Genomic DNA, 20964 nt, shown 5'->3' on the forward strand with positions numbered 1-20964 from the left:
CTCCCTATAATCTGGTGCCCCTTCAAACCAAGCGCTTGCGTTCACTGGAGGGTGCAATTCCAAGCGATTCTCGATACTTGGCTACGGTACGTCGGGCTACCTGAATACCTTGCTCTTCCAGTAAACCAGCGATCTTGCTATCACTCAATGGCTTTTTAGGATTTTCTGCGGCAATAAGTTTTTTCAAGATGGCACGGATAGCTGTTGAGGAGCATTCACCCCCCTCTGAAGTGCTGACGTGACTGGAAAAGAAATATTTCAGCTCGTAAATGCCGCGGGGGGTGTGCATGTATTTTTGAGTGGTCACCCGGGAGATGGTGGACTCATGCATACCAACAGCCTCGGCGATATCGTGCAACACCAGAGGTTTCATAGCTTCTTCACCGTATTCTAAGAAGCCTTGCTGATGCTCAACAATTTGGCTGGCAACTTTCATCAGGGTTTCGTTACGGCTTTGTAAGCTTTTAATAAACCAGCGCGCTTCCTGTAGTTGATTGCGCATAAAGGTATTATCGGCGCTGGAGTCAGCACGGCGTACTAAGTTAGCGTAGTGCGCGTTGACTCGTAGGCGAGGCATAGCTTCCTGATTAAGCTCTACCAGCCAGCGCCCTGTGTATTTGCGTACGATGACATCAGGAACAATGTACTCAGGCTCTGTCTGTTCAATCTGAGATCCGGGGCGAGGGTTTAGGCTTTGGATAAGCTCAATGACCGCTCGTAGCTGATCTTCCCGAAGCTTCATGCGGCGCATCAATAGACTGTAATCCCGGTTGCCTAAGGCTTCAAGGTAGCTTTTGACCAGCTGTTGAGCCTCGTTCAACCAGGGGGTGTCAGCGGGCAGTTGGCGTAACTGTAATTGAAGACATTCTTGAAGATTTCGAGCGCCAATGCCTGCTGGCTCAAACTGCTGGATGCGGTGCAACACCATCTCGACTTCATCCAGATCAATGTCCAGCTCAGGATCTAGCCCAGCGTGAATTTCCACCAGCGTATCTTCCAGATAGCCTTGGCTGTTGATGCTATCAATCAGGGTAATAGCAATCAGGCGATCGGTATCGCTCATCGGTGTGACGTTTAATTGCCACAGCAGATGCGTTTGTAGGTTTTCCCCCGCTGAGGCTTTGGCGGTGAAATCCCAATCCTCTTCATCATTGCTTGGGAGGTTACTGGCACTGGTTTGATAAATATCTTCCCAAGCAGTATCCACAGGCAATTCGCTGGGAATACGGTCTGCCCAATCGTTGTCACCCTCTCCAAAGGCTTCTTCTGAGGGGGTAGCCGATTCATAGTGCGAGTCTTGGGTAAGGTTGTCTGTCCTAAATTCTGAATCAGGCCCCTGATGTTCTGAGGAGTCGGCCATAGTATCTTGGCCAAAGTCCTCGCCGTCGTCTTGACGCTCAAGCATGGGATTGGCTTCGAGCGCTTCTTGGATCTCTTGTTGCAAATCTAAGGTAGACAGCTGGAGCAATCGAATAGCCTGTTGCAACTGCGGGGTCATCGTCAGTTGCTGGCCCATCTTCAAGACTAGCGTTGGTTTCATGGCAAAGGCGGCTTGTTGTGCTGGAGTTCGGCGTGAACGCCCGTTCGACCATCAGAGCCAAAGGCTCTCTTTAAAGCAAATTATGTGCCTAATTATAGACCATTTACCCGATAGCGGACACCGATATTGCACATCAAAGACGGAATTCATGACCTAGGTAAACGTCTTTTACCTGTTGGTTGCTCAGGATGGTTTGGGCATCGCCTTCAGCAATAATGTGTCCATTACTGACAATATAGGCGGTTTCACAGATATCCAAGGTCTCACGCACATTATGATCAGTAATTAAAACGCCAATACCCTTACTTTTAAGATGGTGGATGATCTGTTTGATGTCTCCCACAGAGATGGGGTCGACCCCGGCAAAGGGTTCGTCCAACAGAATAAACTTAGGGTCTGTAGCCAATGCCCGAGCGATTTCAATCCGGCGGCGCTCACCCCCTGAAAGGCTCATGCCTAGGCTTTGTCTTAGGTGGGTGACATGAAATTCTTGCAGTAGGCTTTCTAAGGTCTCTAAGCGCTGGGCTCGTGTTAGGTCTTTGCGGGTTTCCAAAATCGCCATGATGTTATCGGCTACGCTGAGCTTGCGGAAAATAGAGGCTTCCTGCGGAAGATAGCCAATGCCTGCACGCGCCCTGCCGTGCATGGGCCGGAACGTAATGTCTTGATCGTCTATGAGGATATTGCCCTGATCAGCGCGCACCAGACCTACAATCATGTAGAAACAGGTGGTTTTGCCTGCTCCGTTTGGGCCCAGTAATCCAACGATTTGGCCGCTTTCAATCGAGAGACTGATATCACGAACAACGGGCCGACTTTTATAGCTTTTAGCAAGGTGTAGGGCTTTGAGGGTAGCCATTAGGGCGTTTGTCCTTGGGGGCTGCTGCTCTTGGGTTGAATGACCATATCAATACGTGGGCGAGGCGCTGTTACTGGTGTATTTCCAGCGCGCCCTGCGTTGACGATTTGCCGCTGGGTATCGTAGACGATTTTTTCACCTTGGAAGGTGCTGCCTTCTTGAACGATTTTGGCTTGGTCGATCAGAACAATACGGTTATTGGCCACAAAGTACTGAAGCGTTAGTGCATAGGCTTGAACAATGGATTTGTTCACCGCCGGTTTTTGCTCGTAATAGGCTGGAGTGCCTAGGGCGGTGAATACATTGAGCTCACCACTTGGGGTGCGTGTAATGGTGACAGTATGTCCTGTCACCTTCATCGTGCCTTGGGTGATGATGACGTTTCCACGGTACACCGCAATACCATTACGGTCATCTAACTCAGCAGAGTCAGCCTGCACATGAATGGGCTGGTTGCGATCTTCGGGCAAGGCCAGTACCTGCGAAGTGCAAGAAAGTGATAGCAGCGCAAGTAAAATAAGTCGGTTAGCGAAGCTCATACTGGCCTCTTACATGGGATAACAAGTGCATCTTGCCTACATCTAAGTAGGCTTTCATACCGACAGCAGTAGTCACGCCATTGGTGGTATCAATTTTAACTGGTTGTTGGGTTTGAGCGTATTGCTTATCGGGAAATACCGTCATCCGCGTACTGGTGAGAATAATGGGCTGATTTCGAGCGTCAGTGCGTTCAACCCGCACTTGATCAATCAGCTCAATTTCAGTGCCGTTGGGAGAGACCTCTCCACGAGCGCTGCGAATACGCCAAGGAATATCCATGCCACGGTATAAGTGCATATCGGGTTGCGTGAGTAGACTGATGTCCGTGGATTTTAAGTGCTCAAATTTCTCAGAAACCAGATCGTACTGACGTTTTCCATCTGCTCGATATTGGATGGTGCGTGAATTGAGGGCAAAAAAATCTACATCGTTATCGGTGATGGAGTAGGGCTTTTTTTGAAAGCTATCCGGGCCGATATTCCAGTAACCAACGGCAGCCAGCAGCAGGATAGAAGGAATCCACAGTAATAGGGTTTGCACACTGGGCATACGCATAGACCGACTTCCTCTCCTATCTTAGAGGTAGGCCGCTTGGGCTGCATTCAGAGTACCTTGAGCGCGCATAATCAGCTCACAGTACTCTCGTGCGGCTCCTTCACCACCGCGTGCTTGGGTCACTCCGTGGGCGTGTTGACGGACGAAAGCATCCGCATTGGCCACGGCTATCCCCAAACCCACACGGCGGATGATGGGTAAGTCAGGTAGATCATCACCTAGGTGGGCTACTTGTTCAGGACTCAGTTGAAGTTTATGCAGCAGTTCATCAAGTACAATGAGCTTATCTTCGTGCCCTAAGTACAGATGATGAATGCCCAGTGCAGTCGCCCGTTGTGCCACTGCTGTGCTGTGGCGACCACTGATAATGGCCGTGGTCACTCCTGAGCGAATCAGCATTTTGATGCCTTGGCCGTCTAGGGTGTGAAAAGTTTTGAACTCACTACCGTCGGGTAACAGATAAAGTCGGCCATCGGTCAATACACCATCTACATCAAAAATAGCCAAACGAATGGCTTTGGCGCGGGTGAGAAGGTCGATTGTATCCATTAAATAACTCCGGCGCGTAATAAGTCGTGCATATTTAGAGCACCGATAGGACGGTTTTGCTCATCAACCACAATCAGCGCACTGATTTTATGTTCTTCCATGATATTCAACGCTTGGGCAGCGAGTATATCGGGAGTCGCGGTTTGCCCTTTGGGGGTCATGACTTCTTGTATCTGGGTATGACGAACATCTATGCCACGATCAAGGGCACGTCGTAGGTCGCCGTCGGTAAAAATTCCAGCTAATTGACCTTCGGAGGTTTCAACTACAGTCATACCTAGCCCCTTACGGCTCATCTCTACCAAGGCATCGCGCAAGGAAGTGCCCACTGAGACTCGCGGTAATTCAGTCCCTTGGTGCATCACATGCTCGACTTTAAGCAGCAAACGGCGACCTAGGGCTCCTCCAGGGTGGGAGAAGGCAAAATCCTCAGCCGTAAAGCCACGGGCTTCAAGGAGTGCAATGGCTAAGGCATCTCCCAAGACCAGCGTTGCTGTTGTAGAGGAGGTGGGGGCTAGGTTAAGCGGGCAAGCTTCTTGGGTCACTTGGGCGTCCAAGTTCACTGAGGCGGCTAAAGCTAGGGTGGAATCCTTATTGCCTGTAATACTGATCAGGGTATTGCCCTGACGTTTGATGAGTGGCAGTAAGGTCAGAATTTCGGAGGTGGTACCTGAGTTTGATAGAGCCAGAACCAAATCATCACGGGTAATCATACCCATGTCGCCGTGGCAGGCTTCGGCCGGATGCACAAAAAATGCGGCTGTTCCGGTACTGGCCAATGTGGCTGCGATTTTGCGCCCGATATGACCTGATTTGCCAATCCCTACTACCACTACGCGCCCGGAACAAGCAAGAATTAGCTCACAGGCGGTTGCAAATGGGGTTCCAATGCGACTTTTTAACTGCGTAATGGCCTTAAGTTCTAGGCTGATGGTACGCACAGCAGATTGAATCAGTGCAGAGTGTTGGGTCATGGATAAAAGGCAGGCGACAAAAACAGGGCTCAAGTATACCGATAAACCCGGTTAATATGGCGCAAAATTGACAAGGATGTGGCTATCTCAGATAGAGTTTATGTGAAAAAAACGTGAAAAAAAGGCTGTTCTAGGTAGGTTGGATTCGACGTATGTGTTATTGGCTATTCTTGGGTCGTTGGGCGCTCGGTGCTATAGTGCCGTCCCTGATAGCCCTGCGCCCCTGTCTTCCATACTGGAGCAGGTTGTAATAGACGTGCCTTGAATAGAACCAAGCAGGCTACAGAAGGAGATCGGATGAGTTCCGTCAACGCGAATGCTGTTGAGCTAAAAGGCGTGACCTTCAAGCGCGGCAGACGAAGCATTTTTAAAAATGTCGACATTACCATTCCTCGTGGAAAGGTAACGGCCATCATGGGGCCATCAGGATGCGGCAAGACAACTTTGTTGCGTCTGATTGCGGCTCAATTGATGCCACATCGAGGTGAAATCTGGGTGGCGGGACGTAACCTACCTGATCTGTCGCGTACGGAGCTGTTCGATATGCGTAAACAGATGGGGGTTTTGTTCCAAAGTGGTGCTTTGTTCACAGATCTTGATGTGTTTGAGAACGTAGCTTTTCCACTGCGCGTGCACACCAAACTACCGGATGACATGATTCGTGACATTGTCTTAATGAAGCTGCAAGCCGTAGGGCTGCGCGGTGCCATTGAGTTGATGCCCGATGAGCTTTCTGGTGGGATGAAGCGGCGTGTCGCTTTGGCTCGAGCCATTGCCCTTGACCCCCAAATCCTCATGTATGATGAGCCCTTTGCTGGACAAGACCCCATTGCCATGGGTGTTTTAGTTCGGTTGATTCGCTCACTGAATGACGCTTTGGGTATTACCAGTATTGTGGTATCCCATGACTTGGCCGAAACAGCCAGTATTGCTGACTACATTTATGTAGTGGGTGATAGTCAGGTGTTGGGACATGGTGTCCCTAGTGAGCTGATGGAGTCGGATAATCCGCAGATTCGTCAGTTTATGAAAGGGTTGGCTGATGGCCCCGTACCCTTCCATTTTCCTGCGCGGGATTATCGTTGTGACCTGTTGGGAGAAGCTTGATGCGTAAAACCCCTCTGATCGAGCGTGTACGTCTGTTTGGGCGTGCAGGTTTCGATGTGGTTGAGGCTATAGGCCGCTCAGTGCTGTTTTTGTTCCACGCTATTTTGGGACGCAGTACGGCGGGCAAAGGTTTTCAGCTATTGGTTCAACAACTGTATTCAGTGGGTGTGTTGTCCTTAGCGATTATCGTAGTTTCCGGCATGTTTATTGGCATGGTGTTGGCCTTACAAGGCTACAACATTCTGGTGAGCTATGGTTCGGAGGAGGCTGTTGGGCAGATGGTTGCCTTAACCCTACTGCGTGAGCTAGGGCCAGTGGTTACTGGGTTGTTGTTTGCAGGCCGTGCCGGTTCCGCCCTAACTGCTGAAATCGGCAATATGAAATCCACAGAGCAATTATCCAGTCTTGAAGTGATTGGAGTTGATCCTTTGAAATACATCATCTTGCCGCGTCTTTGGGCTGGATTTATTTCAATGCCTCTATTAGGTGCCATCTTTACCGTAGTCGGTATCTGGGGTGGTGCTGTGGTGGCTGTGGATTGGCTAGGTGTGTACGAAGGCTCCTACTGGGGCAACATGCAGAACAATGTGGACTTTCACAGCGATGTTCTGAACGGTGTCATCAAAAGTGTGGTCTTTGCCATAGTCATCACTTGGATTGCGGTATTCCAAGGCTATGATTGTGAGCCCACTTCTGAAGGCATCAGCCGTGCAACCACCTGTACCGTTGTTTACGCCTCGTTGGCAGTTCTCGGTCTTGACTTCATCCTGACCGCCCTGATGTTTGGAGATCTTTGATGCAAACCCGTTCCCTGGAAATCGGTGTTGGCCTGTTCCTATTGGCTGGTCTTTTTGCGCTGGTGCTGCTGGCTTTGCGTGTCAGTGGCCTGTCTATGACCGACAGTGAAGGTACCTATCGTGTCTACGCCTACTTTGACAATGCTGCCGGTATTGGCCCAAGAGCCAAGGTTGCATTAGCGGGCGTTACCATTGGTAAAGTTGTATCGGTTGACATTGACCATGAAACCTTTAAAGGTCGTGTCACCATGGATATCAACAATACCATCAATTACTTGCCGCTTGACTCTACCGCGTCCATCTTGACCGCTGGACTTTTGGGCGAGCGCTACATTGGTATCGGAGTGGGTGGAGAGCCTGATCTACTCAAGGATGGAAGCACCATCCATGATACGCAATCTGCGATGGTACTTGAGGATCTTATTGGTAAATTCCTACTCAATACTGTGAATAAATCTGATAGCAACTCAGAGAAGTAACAAAAGAGGGCTGTTCTTATGTTGTTAAATGCCTTGCGCCGCGGTTTGCTGATTGCTTTAGCCTGCTTGCCCCTATTTTCCCATGCGAATGCTTCTTCACCTAATGAAGTGATTCAAAGCACAACCACACAGCTTTTGGATAACCTGAAAGCCAATAAAGAGCGTTACCGTAAAGACTCCAGCGCTTTTTACAGCTTCCTTGATGGCTTGTTAGGGCCTGTGGTGGATGCTGAGGGTATTTCTCGTAGCATCATGACGGTTAAGTATTCTCGTGGTGCTTCGCCTGAGCAAATAAAGCGCTTCGAAGAGAACTTTAAGCGCAGTCTGTTCCAGTTTTATGGCAATGCTTTGCTGGAGTACAACAACGAAGAAATTCGTGTACTACCACCTAGTGGCAAGCAACCAGAACCTGATCGTGCCAGCGTCAGAATGGAAGTAGTAGGTAAGCACGGTGAGATCTATCCGGTTGAGTACACTATGGTTAAACAAGACCAATGGCGTGTGCGCAACGTGATCATCAACGGTATCAACATCGGTAAACTCTTCCGTGATCAGTTTGAAGATGCTATGAACCGTAACGGTGGTAATTTGGATAAGACCATCAATGGCTGGGGCGATGTTGTTGCTAAAGCTAAAGATGTTGCCGAAGCTGAGCAAAAGGCAGCGGGCAAATGACTGAGGGCCAAGTGACCTTAGATACGGCTGCGGGTGTTCTTTCCTTATCAGGAGAGATTAACTACCGCAATGGCCCCGCCTTACGTCAATCTGGCTTGGCTTTGATGCGTCAAGCCCCGGCTGAGATGCCTTTGGTGATTGACTGTGGCGGTGTTGATAAGTCAAGCAGTGTTGGAATTGCTTTATTGCTGTCCTTTATGCGCGATGCTAAAGCGCGAGGTATCAGTCTAAGCATCGCCAACCTACCTGAAGACATGCGGCATATTGCTGACGTTTCAGGTTTGTTGGATATTCTGCCACTGGCCGCCTGACTAGACCGGGCTTCGCAGCCAGCATGCTTTTTTGTATGATGGCTGCTCCCGGTATTCGGGTAATGATTGAGGTGGAACATGCGGGCTGAAGTAAAAAGCCTTCTGGAGCAAAATATTCCAGGAGCCTATGTAGTGGTCGAGGGTGAAGGTTGTGATTTTTTACTGAGTGTTGTGAGCGACGAACTAGCAGCACTGAGTCCTATCAAACGCCAGCAAAAAATCTATCAGCATTTAAATCCTTGGATTGCTGACGGCCGTATTCATGCGGTGACTATGAAGTTTTTCTCTCAGGCTGAATGGGCTGCGCGTACCTAACTCAAGCCTGAGTGTGTATCCCTTCTTAACAATGGTCTGGATTTGCAGGCCATTTGTCTTGCTCAATCCTATCGTGCTTTGGCGGTAGACACGGACAATTTATGGACAAACTGATCATTACCGGCGGTGTGCGCCTGAATGGTGAAATTCGTATTTCCGGGGCTAAGAATGCGGCTCTGCCCATTTTGGCGGCTACCTTATTGTCGGATTGCCCTGTAACCGTGCGTAATTTGCCCCATTTGCACGACATTACCACCATGATTGAGCTGTTTGGCCGCATGGGGGTGCAACCCGTAGTCGATGAAAAGCTGGGCGTGGAAATTGATGCTACAGCCATTCAATCCTTGGTTGCGCCCTACGAGCTGGTGAAAACCATGCGCGCCTCTATTTTGGTATTGGGGCCTATGGTGGCACGTTTTGGTGAGGCTGAGGTTGCTTTGCCCGGCGGCTGTGCCATTGGTTCGCGTCCTGTAGACCTGCACATTCGTGGTTTAGAAGCCATGGGCGCAGAGATTATCGTCGATGAAGGCTACATCAAGGCTAAAGCTCCAGCGGGTGGTCTGCGGGGAGCCCATTTCTTTTTTGATACCGTGAGTGTAACCGGTACAGAAAACGTGATGATGGCTGCGGCCTTGGCACAAGGTCGTAGCGTACTGGAAAATGCCGCCCGTGAGCCAGAAGTGGTGGATTTGGCAAACTTTCTAAACTCAATGGGAGCCAAGATCACAGGGGCAGGCACAGACACCATCACCATTGAAGGCGTTAAACGCTTGGGAGGCGGTAGCTACAGCGTGATGCCTGATCGAATTGAAACCGGAACTTACTTAGTGGCTGCTGCCGCTACACGCGGGAATATTCGTTTAAAGGATACCGACCCCGGCATTTTGGATTCCGTTTTGATTAAATTGCAGGAAGCCGGAGCTCGGATTGAGACCGGAAGTAACTGGATTGAACTGGATATGCAAGGGCGCAGACCCAAAGCGGTAAGCATCCGTACTGCTCCTTATCCAGCCTTTCCAACGGATATGCAGGCCCAGTTTATTTCCCTGAATGCTATTGCTGAGGGAACCGGCACCGTCATTGAGACGATTTTTGAAAATCGTTTTATGCATGTGTATGAAATGGGTCGCATGGGGGCTCAGATTCAGGTCGAAGGTAACACGGCCATTGTTACCGGCGTTGAGCGCTTAAAGGGTGCTCCAGTCATGGCCACGGATTTACGGGCATCGGCCAGCTTGGTGATTGCTGGCTTGGTGGCAGAAGGGGATACTCTGATCGACCGTATCTACCACATTGACCGTGGTTACGAGTGCATCGAAGAGAAATTGCAGTTGCTTGGGGCGAAAATTCGCCGCGTTCCGGGTTAAAGGATATGTCCATGCTGACCATCGCCTTATCCAAAGGCCGGATTCTTGACGATACGCTGCCCCTGTTGGCAGAGGCGGGGATTGTGCCCACCGAGTCGCCGGACAAGAGTCGCAAGCTCATCATCCCTACGACCCAAGAGGATGTGCGCCTGTTAATCGTGCGTGCTACCGATGTGCCGACCTATGTGGAAAATGGCGCTGCGGACTTGGGTGTGGCGGGTAAAGACGTATTGATGGAGTTCGGTGGCCAAGGTTTATACGAGCCGCTGGACTTAAAAATTGCCAACTGCAAGCTAATGACGGCGGGTAAAGTTGGCGCGCCCGAGCCCAAGGGTCGCCTGCGGGTAGCGACAAAATTCGTCAATGTGGCGAAGCGTTACTATGCGGCTCAGGGTCGTCAGGTGGACATTATCAAGCTCTACGGTTCGATGGAGCTGGCTCCTCTGGTGGGTTTGGCGGATAAAATCATCGACGTGGTAGATACCGGAAATACTCTGCGCGCCAATGGACTGGAGCCACAGGAGCTGATTGCGCCCGTCAGCTCCCGCCTGATCGTCAATAAAGCCTCCATGAAGATGCAACACGCGCGCATTCAAGCCCTAATCGATGTGTTAGCGCGTGCGGTTGAAGCCCGACACCGGAACTGAATCAGGCCATTAGGCCATGCGCCTTCCGTGTTGATGACTATTTCTCGGGTGCCCGCACGGTAGGCTTGTTAGTCTAGCGGCTCCGAGACCCTGTCATAACACGAGGCATTGCCATGACTGCTCCCATCGCCCTTCGTCGTCTCAACGCTGCTGATCCAGACTTTGCCCGCCATCTGGATCATCTGTTGAGCTGGGAAAGTGTTTCGGATGACGCGGTAAACCAGCGGGTACTGGAGATCATTCAAGGCATTCGTAGCCGAGGTGATGCCGCACTCTTGGAATACACTCAGCGTTTTGACGGTGTGACCGCTACGAGTATGGCTGAGCTGATTCTGCCCCGTGCGCGTCTGGAACAAGCCTTTGGACGTATTCCCGAAGCTCAACGCCAAGCTTTAGCCGTATCGGCAGAGCGGATTCGCCTGTACCACGAGCGTCAAAAGCAATCCTCTTGGACGTACACCGAAGCCGATGGCACGGTATTAGGCCAGCAAGTTACGCCCTTAGATCGCGCAGGACTTTATGTTCCGGGCGGGAAAGCGGCTTATCCTTCCTCGGTATTGATGAATGCCATTCCAGCTAAAGTTGCGGGTGTGGCTGAAGTGGTCATGGTGGTGCCGACGCCGCGTGGAGAGCTCAACGAGCTGGTACTCGCCGCTGCCTATGTGGCCGGTGTGGATCGTGTGTTTACCGTAGGCGGTGCTCAAGCGGTAGCGGCTCTGGCTTACGGTACAGAAAGCGTGCCGCAGGTGGATAAAATCGTCGGCCCCGGCAACATTTATGTGGCTACCGCCAAGCGCCATGTATTTGGCCAAGTGGGCATTGACATGATCGCGGGCCCGTCAGAAATTCTGGTGGTTTGCGACGGCCAAACGAATCCCGATTGGATTGCCATGGATCTGTTCTCCCAAGCCGAACACGATGAGGATGCTCAGTCCATCTTGGTATGCCCGGATGCTGCTTTTTTAGACGCGGTGGAAGCCAGCATCAATAAGCTGCTGCCGACTATGGAGCGGGCACCCATCATCCGTGCCTCCTTGGAGGGGCGTGGCGCTCTGGTTCAGGTCTCGGACATGAACCAAGCCATGACCGTTGCCAACCGCATTGCGCCGGAGCACTTGGAGCTGTCAGTGGCTGATCCTCAGCAGTGGTTGCCACAGATTCGCCACGCCGGGGCCATCTTCATGGGTCGCTATACCGCCGAGGCTTTGGGCGACTACTGTGCGGGCCCTAACCATGTTTTGCCGACTTCGGGCACCGCGCGTTTTTCTTCGCCGTTGGGGGTGTATGACTTCCAGAAACGCTCGTCGCTGATTTTCTGTTCCGCTGAGGGCGCTTCAGAGTTGGGCAAAACCGCCTCCGTTATGGCGCGTGGTGAATCGCTCACGGCCCACGCCCGCAGTGCGGAATACCGTATTCAGGACTGATCCCTTTTATTGTGCGACCCGGCCTTAGGCTGGGTCTGTGAGGAGTATGGGCCATGAGCAAATTCTGGAGCCCCTTTGTAAAAGATTTGGTGCCCTATGTACCGGGTGAGCAGCCGAAAATGACTCGGCTGGTGAAGCTCAATACCAACGAAAACCCCTATCCGCCATCGCCTAAAGCCCTAGCAGCGATACAGGCGGAGTTGAATGATTTGCTGCGCCTTTATCCTGATCCCAATAGCGACCGTTTAAAGCAAGCGGTGGCCAGCTATTACGGTATCCAAACCAATCAAGTCTTTGTGGGGAATGGTTCTGACGAGGTGCTAGGGCATGCTTTTCTCGGACTATTCCAACAGGCTGAACCGCTGCTGTTCCCCGACATTACCTACAGTTTTTATCCTGTGTACTGCGGTCTGTATGGCATCCGTTTTGAAACCCTAGCGCTGGATGAGCAGTTCCAAATTCAGGTTGAGGATTTCAAGCGGCCTAATGGCGGCATTATTTTCCCCAATCCGAATGCACCTACAGGTCGTCTGTTGCCCCTAGAGGCCATTGAGCGCCTGTTACAATTCAATACCGAGTCCGTAGTAGTGGTGGATGAAGCCTACATTGATTTTGGTGGGCAGACGGCCATTGCGCTGGTGGATCGTTACCCGAATCTGTTGGTGATTCAAACGCTGTCTAAATCGCGCTCTTTGGCCGGACTGCGGGTCGGTTTTGCCGTAGGGAATCCCGATTTGATTGAGGCGTTGGAGCGGGTTAAAAACAGTTTTAACTCCTACCCACTGGATCGCTTGGCTATTGTCGGGGCAGCGGCTGCTTTTGAAGACAGAGAGCACTTTGAGCAAACCCGCCAAGCCGTGATCCAAAGCCGCGAGCTGTTGACCGCAGAACTACAGGCGAGGGGCTTTGAGGTATTGCCCTCGGCGGCTAACTTTATTTTTGCCCGTCATCCACAGCAGGATGCGGCACAAATCGCTGCAAAGCTCAGGGAGCAGGGCGTGATTGTGCGCCACTTTAAAACGGCGCGTATTGAGCAATTCCTGCGTATTACCGTCGGTACTCCAGAGCAAAACCAAGCGCTTTTGGATGCACTCTGAGGTTATTGCGTTTGCAAGGGTGGGCGTATGCCCACCTCTGCATTCAGTTGTAGGCGATTATTGCCGCGCAATACTTCTAGTTGCAGCATGTCGCCGGGGCGAGCACGGGCGACTTGATTCATCGCTATGCGTCCATCAATGCTAGGGATGTGGTCAATGGCCAATAAAATATCCCCTCGGCGCAGTCCGGCACGTTCCGCCGGGCCTTGTTCGTACACGCTGCCGATTAAAATGCCCCCCTGTAGCTGATTTTTCTTCAGTTGAGCTTCTAAAGCGGGTGTTAAGGCTTGAACCTCAACCCCTAACCAACCTCGGATCACCTGTCCGTGTTGGATGATAGATTGCATCACCTCTAAGGCTTGTGCGGTAGGAATGGCAAAACCAATGCCTTGAGAACCACCGGAGCCCGATAGAATCATAGCGGCGTTAATACCGATCAAATTCCCTAGGGCATCCACTAAAGCGCCCCCTGAGTTGCCTCGATTGATAGCCGCATCGGTTTGGATAAAATCCTCGTAGGTGTTGAGCCCCAGATGGTTGCGTCCGGTAGCACTGATGATTCCAAGGGTTACTGTTTGCCCAACCCCAAAGGGATTGCCGATGGCCAGAGCAATATCGCCGGTGCGAGCCTCTTCAGAGCGACCAATGCGGATGACGGGTAGCTGAGGCAAGTCTATTTTCAGTACCGCTAGATCAGTTTCAGGGTCGTTACCAATCAGGCGTGCTTGGGTTTCGCGGCCATCTTTTAGGGCCACAATAATTTGCTCAGCATTAGCAATCACATGATTGTTGGTCAGGATATGACCTTCCGCCGTCATGATGACCCCAGAGCCCAAACTAGACTCCATGCGTTGTTGGCGGCTTAAATCTCCCGAACCTTGGCGTGTGGGAGGAGTAGTGTTGTTCAGGTTGCGTTTTAGGGTATAGAGGTTCACCACCGCTGGCATGGCCCGCTCAACGGCATCAGCATAGGAATACACTTTTGGAGTGGACAGTAACGAAAAGCGCTCTGGCAACCCTACCCATTGAGGATAGCGTTCGATTAACAGCAAAGCCGCCAGTAAGCCAGTCACTATGGGCCAGCCAAAAAAGCGTAATGTTTTGAGCATCGAGCGTTTATCCTGCGGGTTGCGGGGTGGGTGTTGTGGCCCTAAGGCGCTGCATTATACGGATGCCCATGCAGAAAACACTGATGGCACATAGAGGAGTGTTCCATGCCGGTTACCCTAAAAAAACTAACTGATGAAGCCAGTCGCTACTTAAACGCACATAAGATTTCTGATTATTGTCCTAATGGCTTGCAAGTTGAGGGTAGGCCACAGGTTCAGCGTTTAATTACGGGTGTGACAGCTAGCCAAGCCTTGCTGGATGCAGCGGTGGAGGCCAAAGCGGATGCCGTACTGGTGCATCATGGCTATTTTTGGAAAAACGAAGCGCCCTGTGTGGTAGGGATCAAGCAGCGCCGCCTTAAAACTCTGTTGGTCAATGACATCAGCTTGTTGGCGTACCACCTGCCTTTGGATGTACATCCTGAAGTCGGCAATAACGCCCGCTTAGCGCAGTTACTGGGCATTGAGGTGGAATCCAGTTTAGAGCCCGATAATCCGCGCTCCGTAGGTTTGATCGGGCGTTTGCCTGAGCCTCTGCCAGCAGTGGCTTTTGCCCAACGTATTACCGAGGTATTGGGCCGCGAGCCCTTGATGGTGGCCGGTCAAGGCCTCATTCAGCGCATTGGCTGGTGCAGTGGCGGTGCGCCCGGTTACATCGAGCAAGCCATTGCTGCCGGTGTGGATGCCTATTTGACCGGCGAAGCCTCAGAGCCAGCGGTACATCTGGCGCGTGAGAGTGGCTTGAGCTTCTTTGCAGCAGGGCATCACGCAACGGAGCGCTGTGGTGTGCAGGCGCTGGGCGACTATCTGGCACGCACCTTTGGCATTGAGCATCAGTTTATTGATTGCCCTAACCCGGTGTAATTCAGAGTGAATCTAAAAAATCGGGCATATGTTTAGACTGTTATGGTCTATACATATCCCTGATTAGAATATCGGGCCATGTTAAGATGGGTCATTTCCCGACCTTTGGGTCGTCAACTGCCTTTCGTGAGTAGCCATGGTCGATAAACTGACGCATCTCAAGCAGCTGGAAGCGGAAAGCATTCACATCATCCGTGAAGTCGCCGCTGAATTCGATAACCCGGTGATGCTGTATTCCATCGGCAAAGACTCCGCCGTGATGCTGCATCTGGCCCGTAAAGCCTTCTTCCCCGGCAAACTGCCGTTTCCGGTGATGCACGTGGATACCCGTTGGAAGTTCCAAGAAATGTACTCCTTCCGCGACAAGATGGTAGCGGAGATGGGCTTGGATCTGATCACCCACGTGAACCCCGAGGGCATCGCGCAGGACATCAACCCCTTCACCCACGGCAGCGCTAAGCACACCGACGTGATGAAGACCGAAGGCTTAAAACAGGCCTTGGATAAGTACGGTTTTGATGCGGCCTTTGGTGGTGCTCGCCGTGATGAGGAGAAGTCCCGTGCTAAAGAGCGCGTCTACTCCTTCCGTGACAGCAAACACCGTTGGGACCCGAAAAACCAGCGTCCTGAACTGTGGAATGTCTACAACGGCAAAGTGACCAAGGGCGAGTCCATTCGCGTGTTCCCGCTGTCCAACTGGACGGAGCTGGACATCTGGCAATACATCTATCTGGAAGGCATCCCGATTGTGCCGCTGTACTTTGCCGCTGAGCGCAAGGTGATCGAGAAAAACGGCACCCTGATCATGATTGATGACGACCGCATCCTTGAGCACCTGAGCGACGAGGAAAAGGCACGCATCCAGACCAAAATGGTGCGCTTCCGTACCCTAGGTTGCTATCCCTTGACCGGTGCGGTGGAGTCTACCGCGACCACGCTGCCGGAGATCATTCAGGAAATGCTGCTGACCCGCACTTCCGAGCGCCAAGGCCGCGTCATCGACCATGACCAAGCCGGCTCGATGGAAGAGAAAAAGCGTCAAGGCTACTTTTGATTTTGGCAAACAACGCTTAAGGCTGGAGGCTGAACGAAATGGATTTCGAGCGGCTGGATGTATGGAAACTCTCAGCAAGGCTTTCAGTAGATGTTTATCGCGGTTTAGCAGGCTGTCGTGACTTTGGCTTTAAAGATCAAATGACGCGCTCAGCCCTTTCTGTACCCAGCAACATTGCCGAAGGCATGACGCGGGACGGCGATAAAGAAAAGCGTTATTTCTTGAGTATGGCCAAGGGTTCCTGCTCCGAACTACGGACGCAAGTTTATATAGGGGTTGAAGTCGGTTTTATTTCCAAAGAGCTGGGGCAGGATTGGATTCAGCGTTGTAAGCGCATCGCCGCCATGCTTTCGGGATTATTGAGACGGTTTCAACAGCCATAGATTCGAGGCAGTTTGGAGTGCTTTTGCGTTAAGCCTCCAGCTTTAAGCCTCCAGCGATTAGAGAACGTATATGTCCCACCAATCCGATTTGATCGCCGAAGATATTCTCGCCTATCTGGCCCAGCATGAGCGCAAAGAGCTGCTGCGTTTTCTCACCTGTGGCAACGTGGACGACGGCAAAAGTACCCTGATTGGCCGTCTGTTGCACGACTCCAAGATGATCTATGAAGACCATCTGGAAGCCATCACCAAAGACTCGAAAAAAGTCGGCACTACTGGCGATGAAGTGGATTTGGCGCTGCTGGTCGATGGTCTGCAAGCCGAGCGCGAGCAGGGCATCACCATTGATGTAGCCTACCGCTACTTCTCCACCGCCAAGCGCAAATTCATCATTGCCGACACCCCCGGCCATGAGCAGTACACCCGTAACATGGCCACCGGCGCGTCCACCTGTGATCTGGCCATCATCCTGATTGATGCCCGTTACGGCGTGCAAACTCAGACCCGCCGCCACAGCTACATTGCTTCTCTGTTGGGTATTCGCCACATCGTCGTCGCGATCAACAAGATGGACTTGCTGGGCTTCGATCAAGGCGTGTTTGAGAAGATCAAAGCCGACTATCTGGCCTTTGCCGATCAAATCGGCCTCAAACCCAGCAGCCTGTTCTTTGTGCCCATGTCCGCTCTGAAAGGCGACAACGTAGTCAACCGCAGCGAGCAAGCGCCTTGGTACGATGGCCAGTCGCTGATGGAAATTTTGGAAACCGTTGAGATTTCCGGCGATCGCAACCTGAGCGACATGCGCTTCCCCGTACAGTACGTTAACCGTCCGAACCTGAACTTCCGTGGCTTTGCCGGTACGCTGGCCAGCGGTATCGTGCGTAAAGGCGACGAAGTGGTGGCTCTGCCGTCCGGGAAGGGCAGCAAGATCAAGTCCATCGTTACCTATGAGGGTGAACTGGAGCAAGCAGGCCCTGGTGAAGCCGTTACCCTGACGCTGGAAGACGAAATTGACGTCTCCCGTGGCGATATGCTGGTGCATGCTGACAACCGTCCGCAAGTGACGGAAAACTTCGAAGCCATGCTGGTGTGGATGGCCGAAGAGCCCATGCTGCCGGGCAAAAAATACGACATCAAACGCGCCACCAGCTATGTGCCGGGCTCTATCCCCAGCATTCTGCACCGCGTGGATGTGAACACACTGGAGCAAACTGCGGCCAGCGCCCTGCAACTGAACGAAATTGCGCGCGTGAAGGTCAGTTTGGATGCGCCCATTGCGCTGGACGGCTACGAATACAACCGTACCACCGGCGCTTTTATCGTCATCGATCGTATGACCAATGGCACTGTGGGCGCGGGCATGATCATCGCCGCTCCGGTCGTGGGTCAGAATGCCAGCGTTCACCACGGAGCTTTGGCTCATGTGGCGACTGAGGAGCGTGCCGCGCGCTTTGGTCAGCAGCCCGCGACTGTGCTGTTCACCGGCCTGTCCGGTGCGGGTAAAAGCACCTTGGCTTACGCCTTGGAGCGCAAGCTGTTTGATGCCGGCCGTGCGGTCTATGTGTTGGACGGCCAAAATCTGCGCCATGACCTGAACAAAGGTCTGTCTCCCGACCGCGCCGGACGTACCGAAAACTGGCGGCGTGCGGCCCATGTGGCCAAGCAGTTCAACGAAGCCGGTTTGATTGCCCTGGCCGCTTTCGTAGCCCCGGATGCCGAAGGCCGCGAACAAGCCAAAGCCCTGATCGGGGCTGAACGCCTGATTACAGTGCATGTGCAGGCCTCGTTAGCGGCGTGCCGTACCCGCGATCCTCAGGGGCTGTATGCGGCGGGTGGAGATAACATTCCCGGCGAATCCTTCCCTTATGATCTGCCAGTTGATGCGGACTTGGTGATTGACACTGAGCAAACTTCGGTTGAGCAGGGCGTTAAAGAGGTATTGGCTCTGTTGCGCCAACGGGGTCTGATCTAAACCCATCCATTCTTCCAGCCTTATCCTATGTCTATGGGGTAAGGCTGGTGCCTGTTTAAAATTCCCGAATCAAACGAATTCCTAATTCCGGTTGGGCAGATTCGCCGCGCTCTCGATTCAGCCCCACGCCCAGTTGTAGGTTCATATTATGGGTGAGCTTTTGGTGTAGTTGAGGCATTAGTAATAAGTGACCATCACGACCACCTAAATAATTAACCTCAAGTCCCAAGGTGGTACTTTGAGTGGCCTCGTAAAACAGTGCATGGTTCAGAATCGGATTATTGCGGTCGTTGGACGATAGGCTCAAATCAGAAACACCCAGCATACTCATACTGCTCCAGCGCTGGTTAAAACGATGGCCGAGGGTGTACACAAAGCTGTTGGAGTATCTGTGTTGATGGCGGTCATAAATGCCTAAATACTGAGCACCATGTACTGAGCGCCCGCCATTAAAAGTGCCAAAGGTCGCTTGCAATCCCAGCTTAAACTCGGCTAATCGGCTGTTTTCGGCAGGAAACTCGAACTCAATGGCTAAACCATCGGCAAAGGTGTATTCCACTTCAGGTGCCCAATGAGTATTACCATCTTTGCCTGACCAAGGGGTGGTGGTTAATACGTTGGCCTCTAACTCTCCCTGTTTGGCTCCTAGAGGGCGCATCATGTCGAACACCATAGGTTCGGGGATATGCGGATAAGCTGTGCTGGCATCGGGGGATGCCAGAGTTGTAGTTGCCAACAAGCATCCCGCTATCACTAAGTTGGAGCGTATTAAATTCAATCTATTCATCATCTTTTGAGTGAGCAGGTATTTCTGACTGAAATCCCAAACATTGTCGGATATTCAGCCGGAGTTAGCCGCTATCTTAGAAGCTGAATGAAGTGTGAATAAGCGGGAATAAGTACACAAAATCTGGCAATTTAGTGCGTTAACTAAGGCTTAAAACTAAGGAATGGTTAAGGATATTATGATTGAGGTGTGTCGCCAGCCGCTAAAAGCTGGTGTCCTATCCTTAGCTCAGGCATCCTTGCAAAAATATTACCTGATCCATCTGGCCATGTACGGCATGGCATTTGAGGCGAGGATTTTTCATGTCCCTAGACCCCTGTGCCGAACCGGCATTACTGAATGTCAGTGCCTTGCAACAAAAGTTGCTGGAGTCTCTATCACCGCTACCCATTGAAATCCGTCGCCTAACCGATAGTCTCGGTATGGTATTGGCTGAGTCTATTTGGGCTCAGGTGGCCAACCCTCGTTTTGATAATGCGGCTATGGATGGCTTTGCCTTGGGAGCCGATGCGGTTGCCCATGCCCCCGGTGTGTTCCCTCTATCAGGGCTGCGTTTGGCCGGCAGTGATAACAGTACTGCCTTAGCCCCCAACGCAGCGATGCGGATTACTACCGGAGCACGAGTGCCACAAGGCACAGTCTCTGTGGTGATGCAAGAACACTGTTCAGCCACCGAGAACGAAGTCACCGTGCTGCAAGGTGTTAAGTCTGGCCAAAATATTCGCTGGCAAGGGGAGGACATTCAGCCCGGTCAGTGCCTATTGGAGGCCGGAACCCGTATTCAGGCCCGCCACATCATGCTACTGGCCAGCCAAGGCTTAGCTGAGGTGCGGGTGCATCGCCAGCCGGTGGTGGCCGTAATTTCTACGGGTGATGAGCTGCGCGCACCGGGCATGGCCTTGGGGGAGAGCAGTATTTTCGACAGCAATCGCCCCTATCTGCTGGCCCGTTTGCATCAGGCCGGTGTGCGGGTGATTGATTTGGGCATTATTCCCGATGATCCGCACAAAATCCGCGAAGCCTTAAACGAAGCCGCCCATCAGGCGGATTTAATTGTCAGTTCGGGCGGGGTTTCTGTGGGCCAAGCCGACTGGTTAAAGCGCTGCATTGAGGAGCTGGGCGAGCTGCTGCACTGGAAGGTCAAACTCAAACCCGGCAAGCCCGTCGCTTGGGGAAAGGTGAAAGGTACACCTTTTTTGGGATTACCGGGCAATCCAGTCTCCACGCTGGTATGTGGGGAGCTGTTTTTAATCACTGCCCTCAATCAATTGGAGGGCTCCCGTCAACCCTTGCCGCGTTTTGTACGTTTGCCCATTGCCCGCGACTACAAACGCAAACCGGGGCGAGATGAGTTTTTGCGCGCTGCCTTGGTCTACAACACCGAACCTTCGCAGGTGGAAATTCTCAGTGATCAGGGCTCAGCATCCCTCGCGGGTTTAGCCCGAACCGATGCTTTACTGCACATAGCCGCAGACGTGGCCGAGATTAAAGGTGGAACGCTGGTGGATGTGTTGTTGCTGTAATAAAGCGGGCTATAGGTAAGAGGTTTTAGGCGGAAG

23 protein-coding genes are annotated in these 20964 nt (G+C 52.1%); 15 read left to right on the forward strand and 8 right to left on the reverse strand.

Features of this window, described 5'->3' with window-relative positions; translation table 11 throughout:
- Positions 1-22: 22 nt before the first annotated feature.
- From LX59_RS03885 to LX59_RS03910, 6 genes are all read right to left on the reverse strand, one after another.
- Complete coding sequence (locus LX59_RS03885; protein WP_144570529.1) at positions 23-1540, reverse strand: RNA polymerase factor sigma-54; 1518 nt, start codon at positions 1538-1540, stop codon at positions 23-25.
- Between the two features lie 133 nt (positions 1541-1673).
- Positions 1674-2399: an LPS export ABC transporter ATP-binding protein gene (gene lptB / locus LX59_RS03890; protein WP_144570530.1), complete on the reverse strand. Its 726-nt coding sequence runs from the start codon at positions 2397-2399 to the stop codon at positions 1674-1676.
- A complete protein-coding gene (gene lptA / locus LX59_RS03895) occupies positions 2399-2938 on the reverse strand; it encodes a lipopolysaccharide transport periplasmic protein LptA (RefSeq protein WP_144570531.1) in 540 nt (179 codons plus the stop codon). Before lptA ends, lptB begins: the two co-directional genes overlap by 1 nt.
- The gene (lptC, locus tag LX59_RS03900; protein WP_144570532.1) at positions 2925-3494 is read right to left on the reverse strand and encodes an LPS export ABC transporter periplasmic protein LptC; all 570 of its coding nucleotides are present in this window, start codon (positions 3492-3494) and stop codon (positions 2925-2927) included. The genes lptA and lptC overlap by 14 nt, the downstream gene beginning before the upstream one ends.
- 21 nt (positions 3495-3515) lie before the next feature.
- Positions 3516-4043: a KdsC family phosphatase gene (locus LX59_RS03905; protein WP_144570533.1), complete on the reverse strand. Its 528-nt coding sequence runs from the start codon at positions 4041-4043 to the stop codon at positions 3516-3518.
- Positions 4043-5017: a KpsF/GutQ family sugar-phosphate isomerase gene (locus LX59_RS03910; protein ID WP_144570534.1), complete on the reverse strand. Its 975-nt coding sequence runs from the start codon at positions 5015-5017 to the stop codon at positions 4043-4045. The genes LX59_RS03905 and LX59_RS03910 overlap by 1 nt, the downstream gene beginning before the upstream one ends.
- Positions 5018-5314: 297 nt before the next feature.
- Here LX59_RS03910 and LX59_RS03915 point away from each other — a divergent pair, with 297 nt between their 5' ends.
- From LX59_RS03915 to hisC, 10 genes are all read left to right on the forward strand, one after another.
- Positions 5315-6124 (forward strand): ATP-binding cassette domain-containing protein, encoded by an 810-nt coding sequence (locus tag LX59_RS03915; RefSeq protein ID WP_144570535.1) that lies wholly within the window; start codon positions 5315-5317, stop codon positions 6122-6124.
- On the forward strand, positions 6124-6921 hold the full coding sequence (mlaE, locus tag LX59_RS03920; protein WP_144570536.1) for a lipid asymmetry maintenance ABC transporter permease subunit MlaE: 798 nt from the start codon (positions 6124-6126) through the stop codon (positions 6919-6921). Before LX59_RS03915 ends, mlaE begins: the two co-directional genes overlap by 1 nt.
- On the forward strand, positions 6921-7400 hold the full coding sequence (gene mlaD / locus LX59_RS03925; protein WP_144570537.1) for an outer membrane lipid asymmetry maintenance protein MlaD: 480 nt from the start codon (positions 6921-6923) through the stop codon (positions 7398-7400). The genes mlaE and mlaD overlap by 1 nt, the downstream gene beginning before the upstream one ends.
- A gap of 21 nt (positions 7401-7421) precedes the next feature.
- Entirely contained in the window at positions 7422-8075 is a 654-nt protein-coding gene (locus LX59_RS03930) for an MlaC/ttg2D family ABC transporter substrate-binding protein (RefSeq protein ID WP_144570682.1), read from the forward strand.
- On the forward strand, positions 8072-8386 hold the full coding sequence (locus tag LX59_RS03935) for an STAS domain-containing protein (RefSeq protein WP_144570538.1): 315 nt from the start codon (positions 8072-8074) through the stop codon (positions 8384-8386). The genes LX59_RS03930 and LX59_RS03935 overlap by 4 nt, the downstream gene beginning before the upstream one ends.
- A gap of 78 nt (positions 8387-8464) precedes the next feature.
- Complete coding sequence (locus LX59_RS03940) at positions 8465-8701, forward strand: BolA family protein (protein WP_144570539.1); 237 nt, start codon at positions 8465-8467, stop codon at positions 8699-8701.
- 101 nt (positions 8702-8802) lie between these two features.
- Positions 8803-10068, forward strand: coding sequence for a UDP-N-acetylglucosamine 1-carboxyvinyltransferase (gene murA / locus LX59_RS03945; RefSeq protein ID WP_144570540.1), 1266 nt, complete (start codon positions 8803-8805; stop codon positions 10066-10068).
- Between the two features lie 11 nt (positions 10069-10079).
- Positions 10080-10715, forward strand: a complete 636-nt coding sequence (hisG, locus tag LX59_RS03950; RefSeq protein ID WP_144570541.1) for an ATP phosphoribosyltransferase — start codon at positions 10080-10082, stop codon at positions 10713-10715.
- Between the two features lie 113 nt (positions 10716-10828).
- Positions 10829-12139, forward strand: coding sequence for a histidinol dehydrogenase (hisD, locus tag LX59_RS03955; RefSeq protein WP_144570542.1), 1311 nt, complete (start codon positions 10829-10831; stop codon positions 12137-12139).
- A gap of 53 nt (positions 12140-12192) precedes the next feature.
- Positions 12193-13236 carry a histidinol-phosphate transaminase gene (hisC, locus tag LX59_RS03960; protein ID WP_144570543.1) on the forward strand — a complete coding sequence of 348 codons (1044 nt, stop codon included), beginning with the start codon at positions 12193-12195 and terminating at the stop codon, positions 13234-13236.
- 2 nt (positions 13237-13238) lie between these two features.
- On the opposite strand, the gene LX59_RS03965 is transcribed toward hisC, so the two are convergent.
- The gene (locus LX59_RS03965) at positions 13239-14345 is read right to left on the reverse strand and encodes a S1C family serine protease (RefSeq protein WP_144570544.1); all 1107 of its coding nucleotides are present in this window, start codon (positions 14343-14345) and stop codon (positions 13239-13241) included.
- A gap of 105 nt (positions 14346-14450) precedes the next feature.
- Here LX59_RS03965 and LX59_RS03970 point away from each other — a divergent pair, with 105 nt between their 5' ends.
- From LX59_RS03970 to cysN, 4 genes are all read left to right on the forward strand, one after another.
- The gene (locus tag LX59_RS03970; protein WP_144570545.1) at positions 14451-15209 is read left to right on the forward strand and encodes a Nif3-like dinuclear metal center hexameric protein; all 759 of its coding nucleotides are present in this window, start codon (positions 14451-14453) and stop codon (positions 15207-15209) included.
- 136 nt (positions 15210-15345) lie between these two features.
- Positions 15346-16263, forward strand: coding sequence for a sulfate adenylyltransferase subunit CysD (gene cysD / locus LX59_RS03975; RefSeq protein ID WP_144570546.1), 918 nt, complete (start codon positions 15346-15348; stop codon positions 16261-16263).
- Positions 16264-16301: 38 nt separating this feature from the next.
- Positions 16302-16646, forward strand: coding sequence for a four helix bundle protein (locus tag LX59_RS03980; RefSeq protein WP_144570547.1), 345 nt, complete (start codon positions 16302-16304; stop codon positions 16644-16646).
- A gap of 70 nt (positions 16647-16716) precedes the next feature.
- Complete coding sequence (gene cysN / locus LX59_RS03985; protein ID WP_144570548.1) at positions 16717-18618, forward strand: sulfate adenylyltransferase subunit CysN; 1902 nt, start codon at positions 16717-16719, stop codon at positions 18616-18618.
- Between the two features lie 55 nt (positions 18619-18673).
- Here the strand turns inward: cysN and LX59_RS03990 are convergent, their stop codons facing one another.
- The gene (locus tag LX59_RS03990; protein WP_246118668.1) at positions 18674-19354 is read right to left on the reverse strand and encodes a hypothetical protein; all 681 of its coding nucleotides are present in this window, start codon (positions 19352-19354) and stop codon (positions 18674-18676) included.
- Between the two features lie 353 nt (positions 19355-19707).
- Here LX59_RS03990 and LX59_RS03995 point away from each other — a divergent pair, with 353 nt between their 5' ends.
- Positions 19708-20928 carry a molybdopterin molybdotransferase MoeA gene (locus LX59_RS03995; RefSeq protein WP_144570550.1) on the forward strand — a complete coding sequence of 407 codons (1221 nt, stop codon included), beginning with the start codon at positions 19708-19710 and terminating at the stop codon, positions 20926-20928.
- Positions 20929-20964 lie beyond the last annotated feature (36 nt).

This window comes from Azomonas agilis, from assembly GCF_007830255.1.
Taxonomy (GTDB): domain Bacteria; phylum Pseudomonadota; class Gammaproteobacteria; order Pseudomonadales; family Pseudomonadaceae; genus Azomonas; species Azomonas agilis.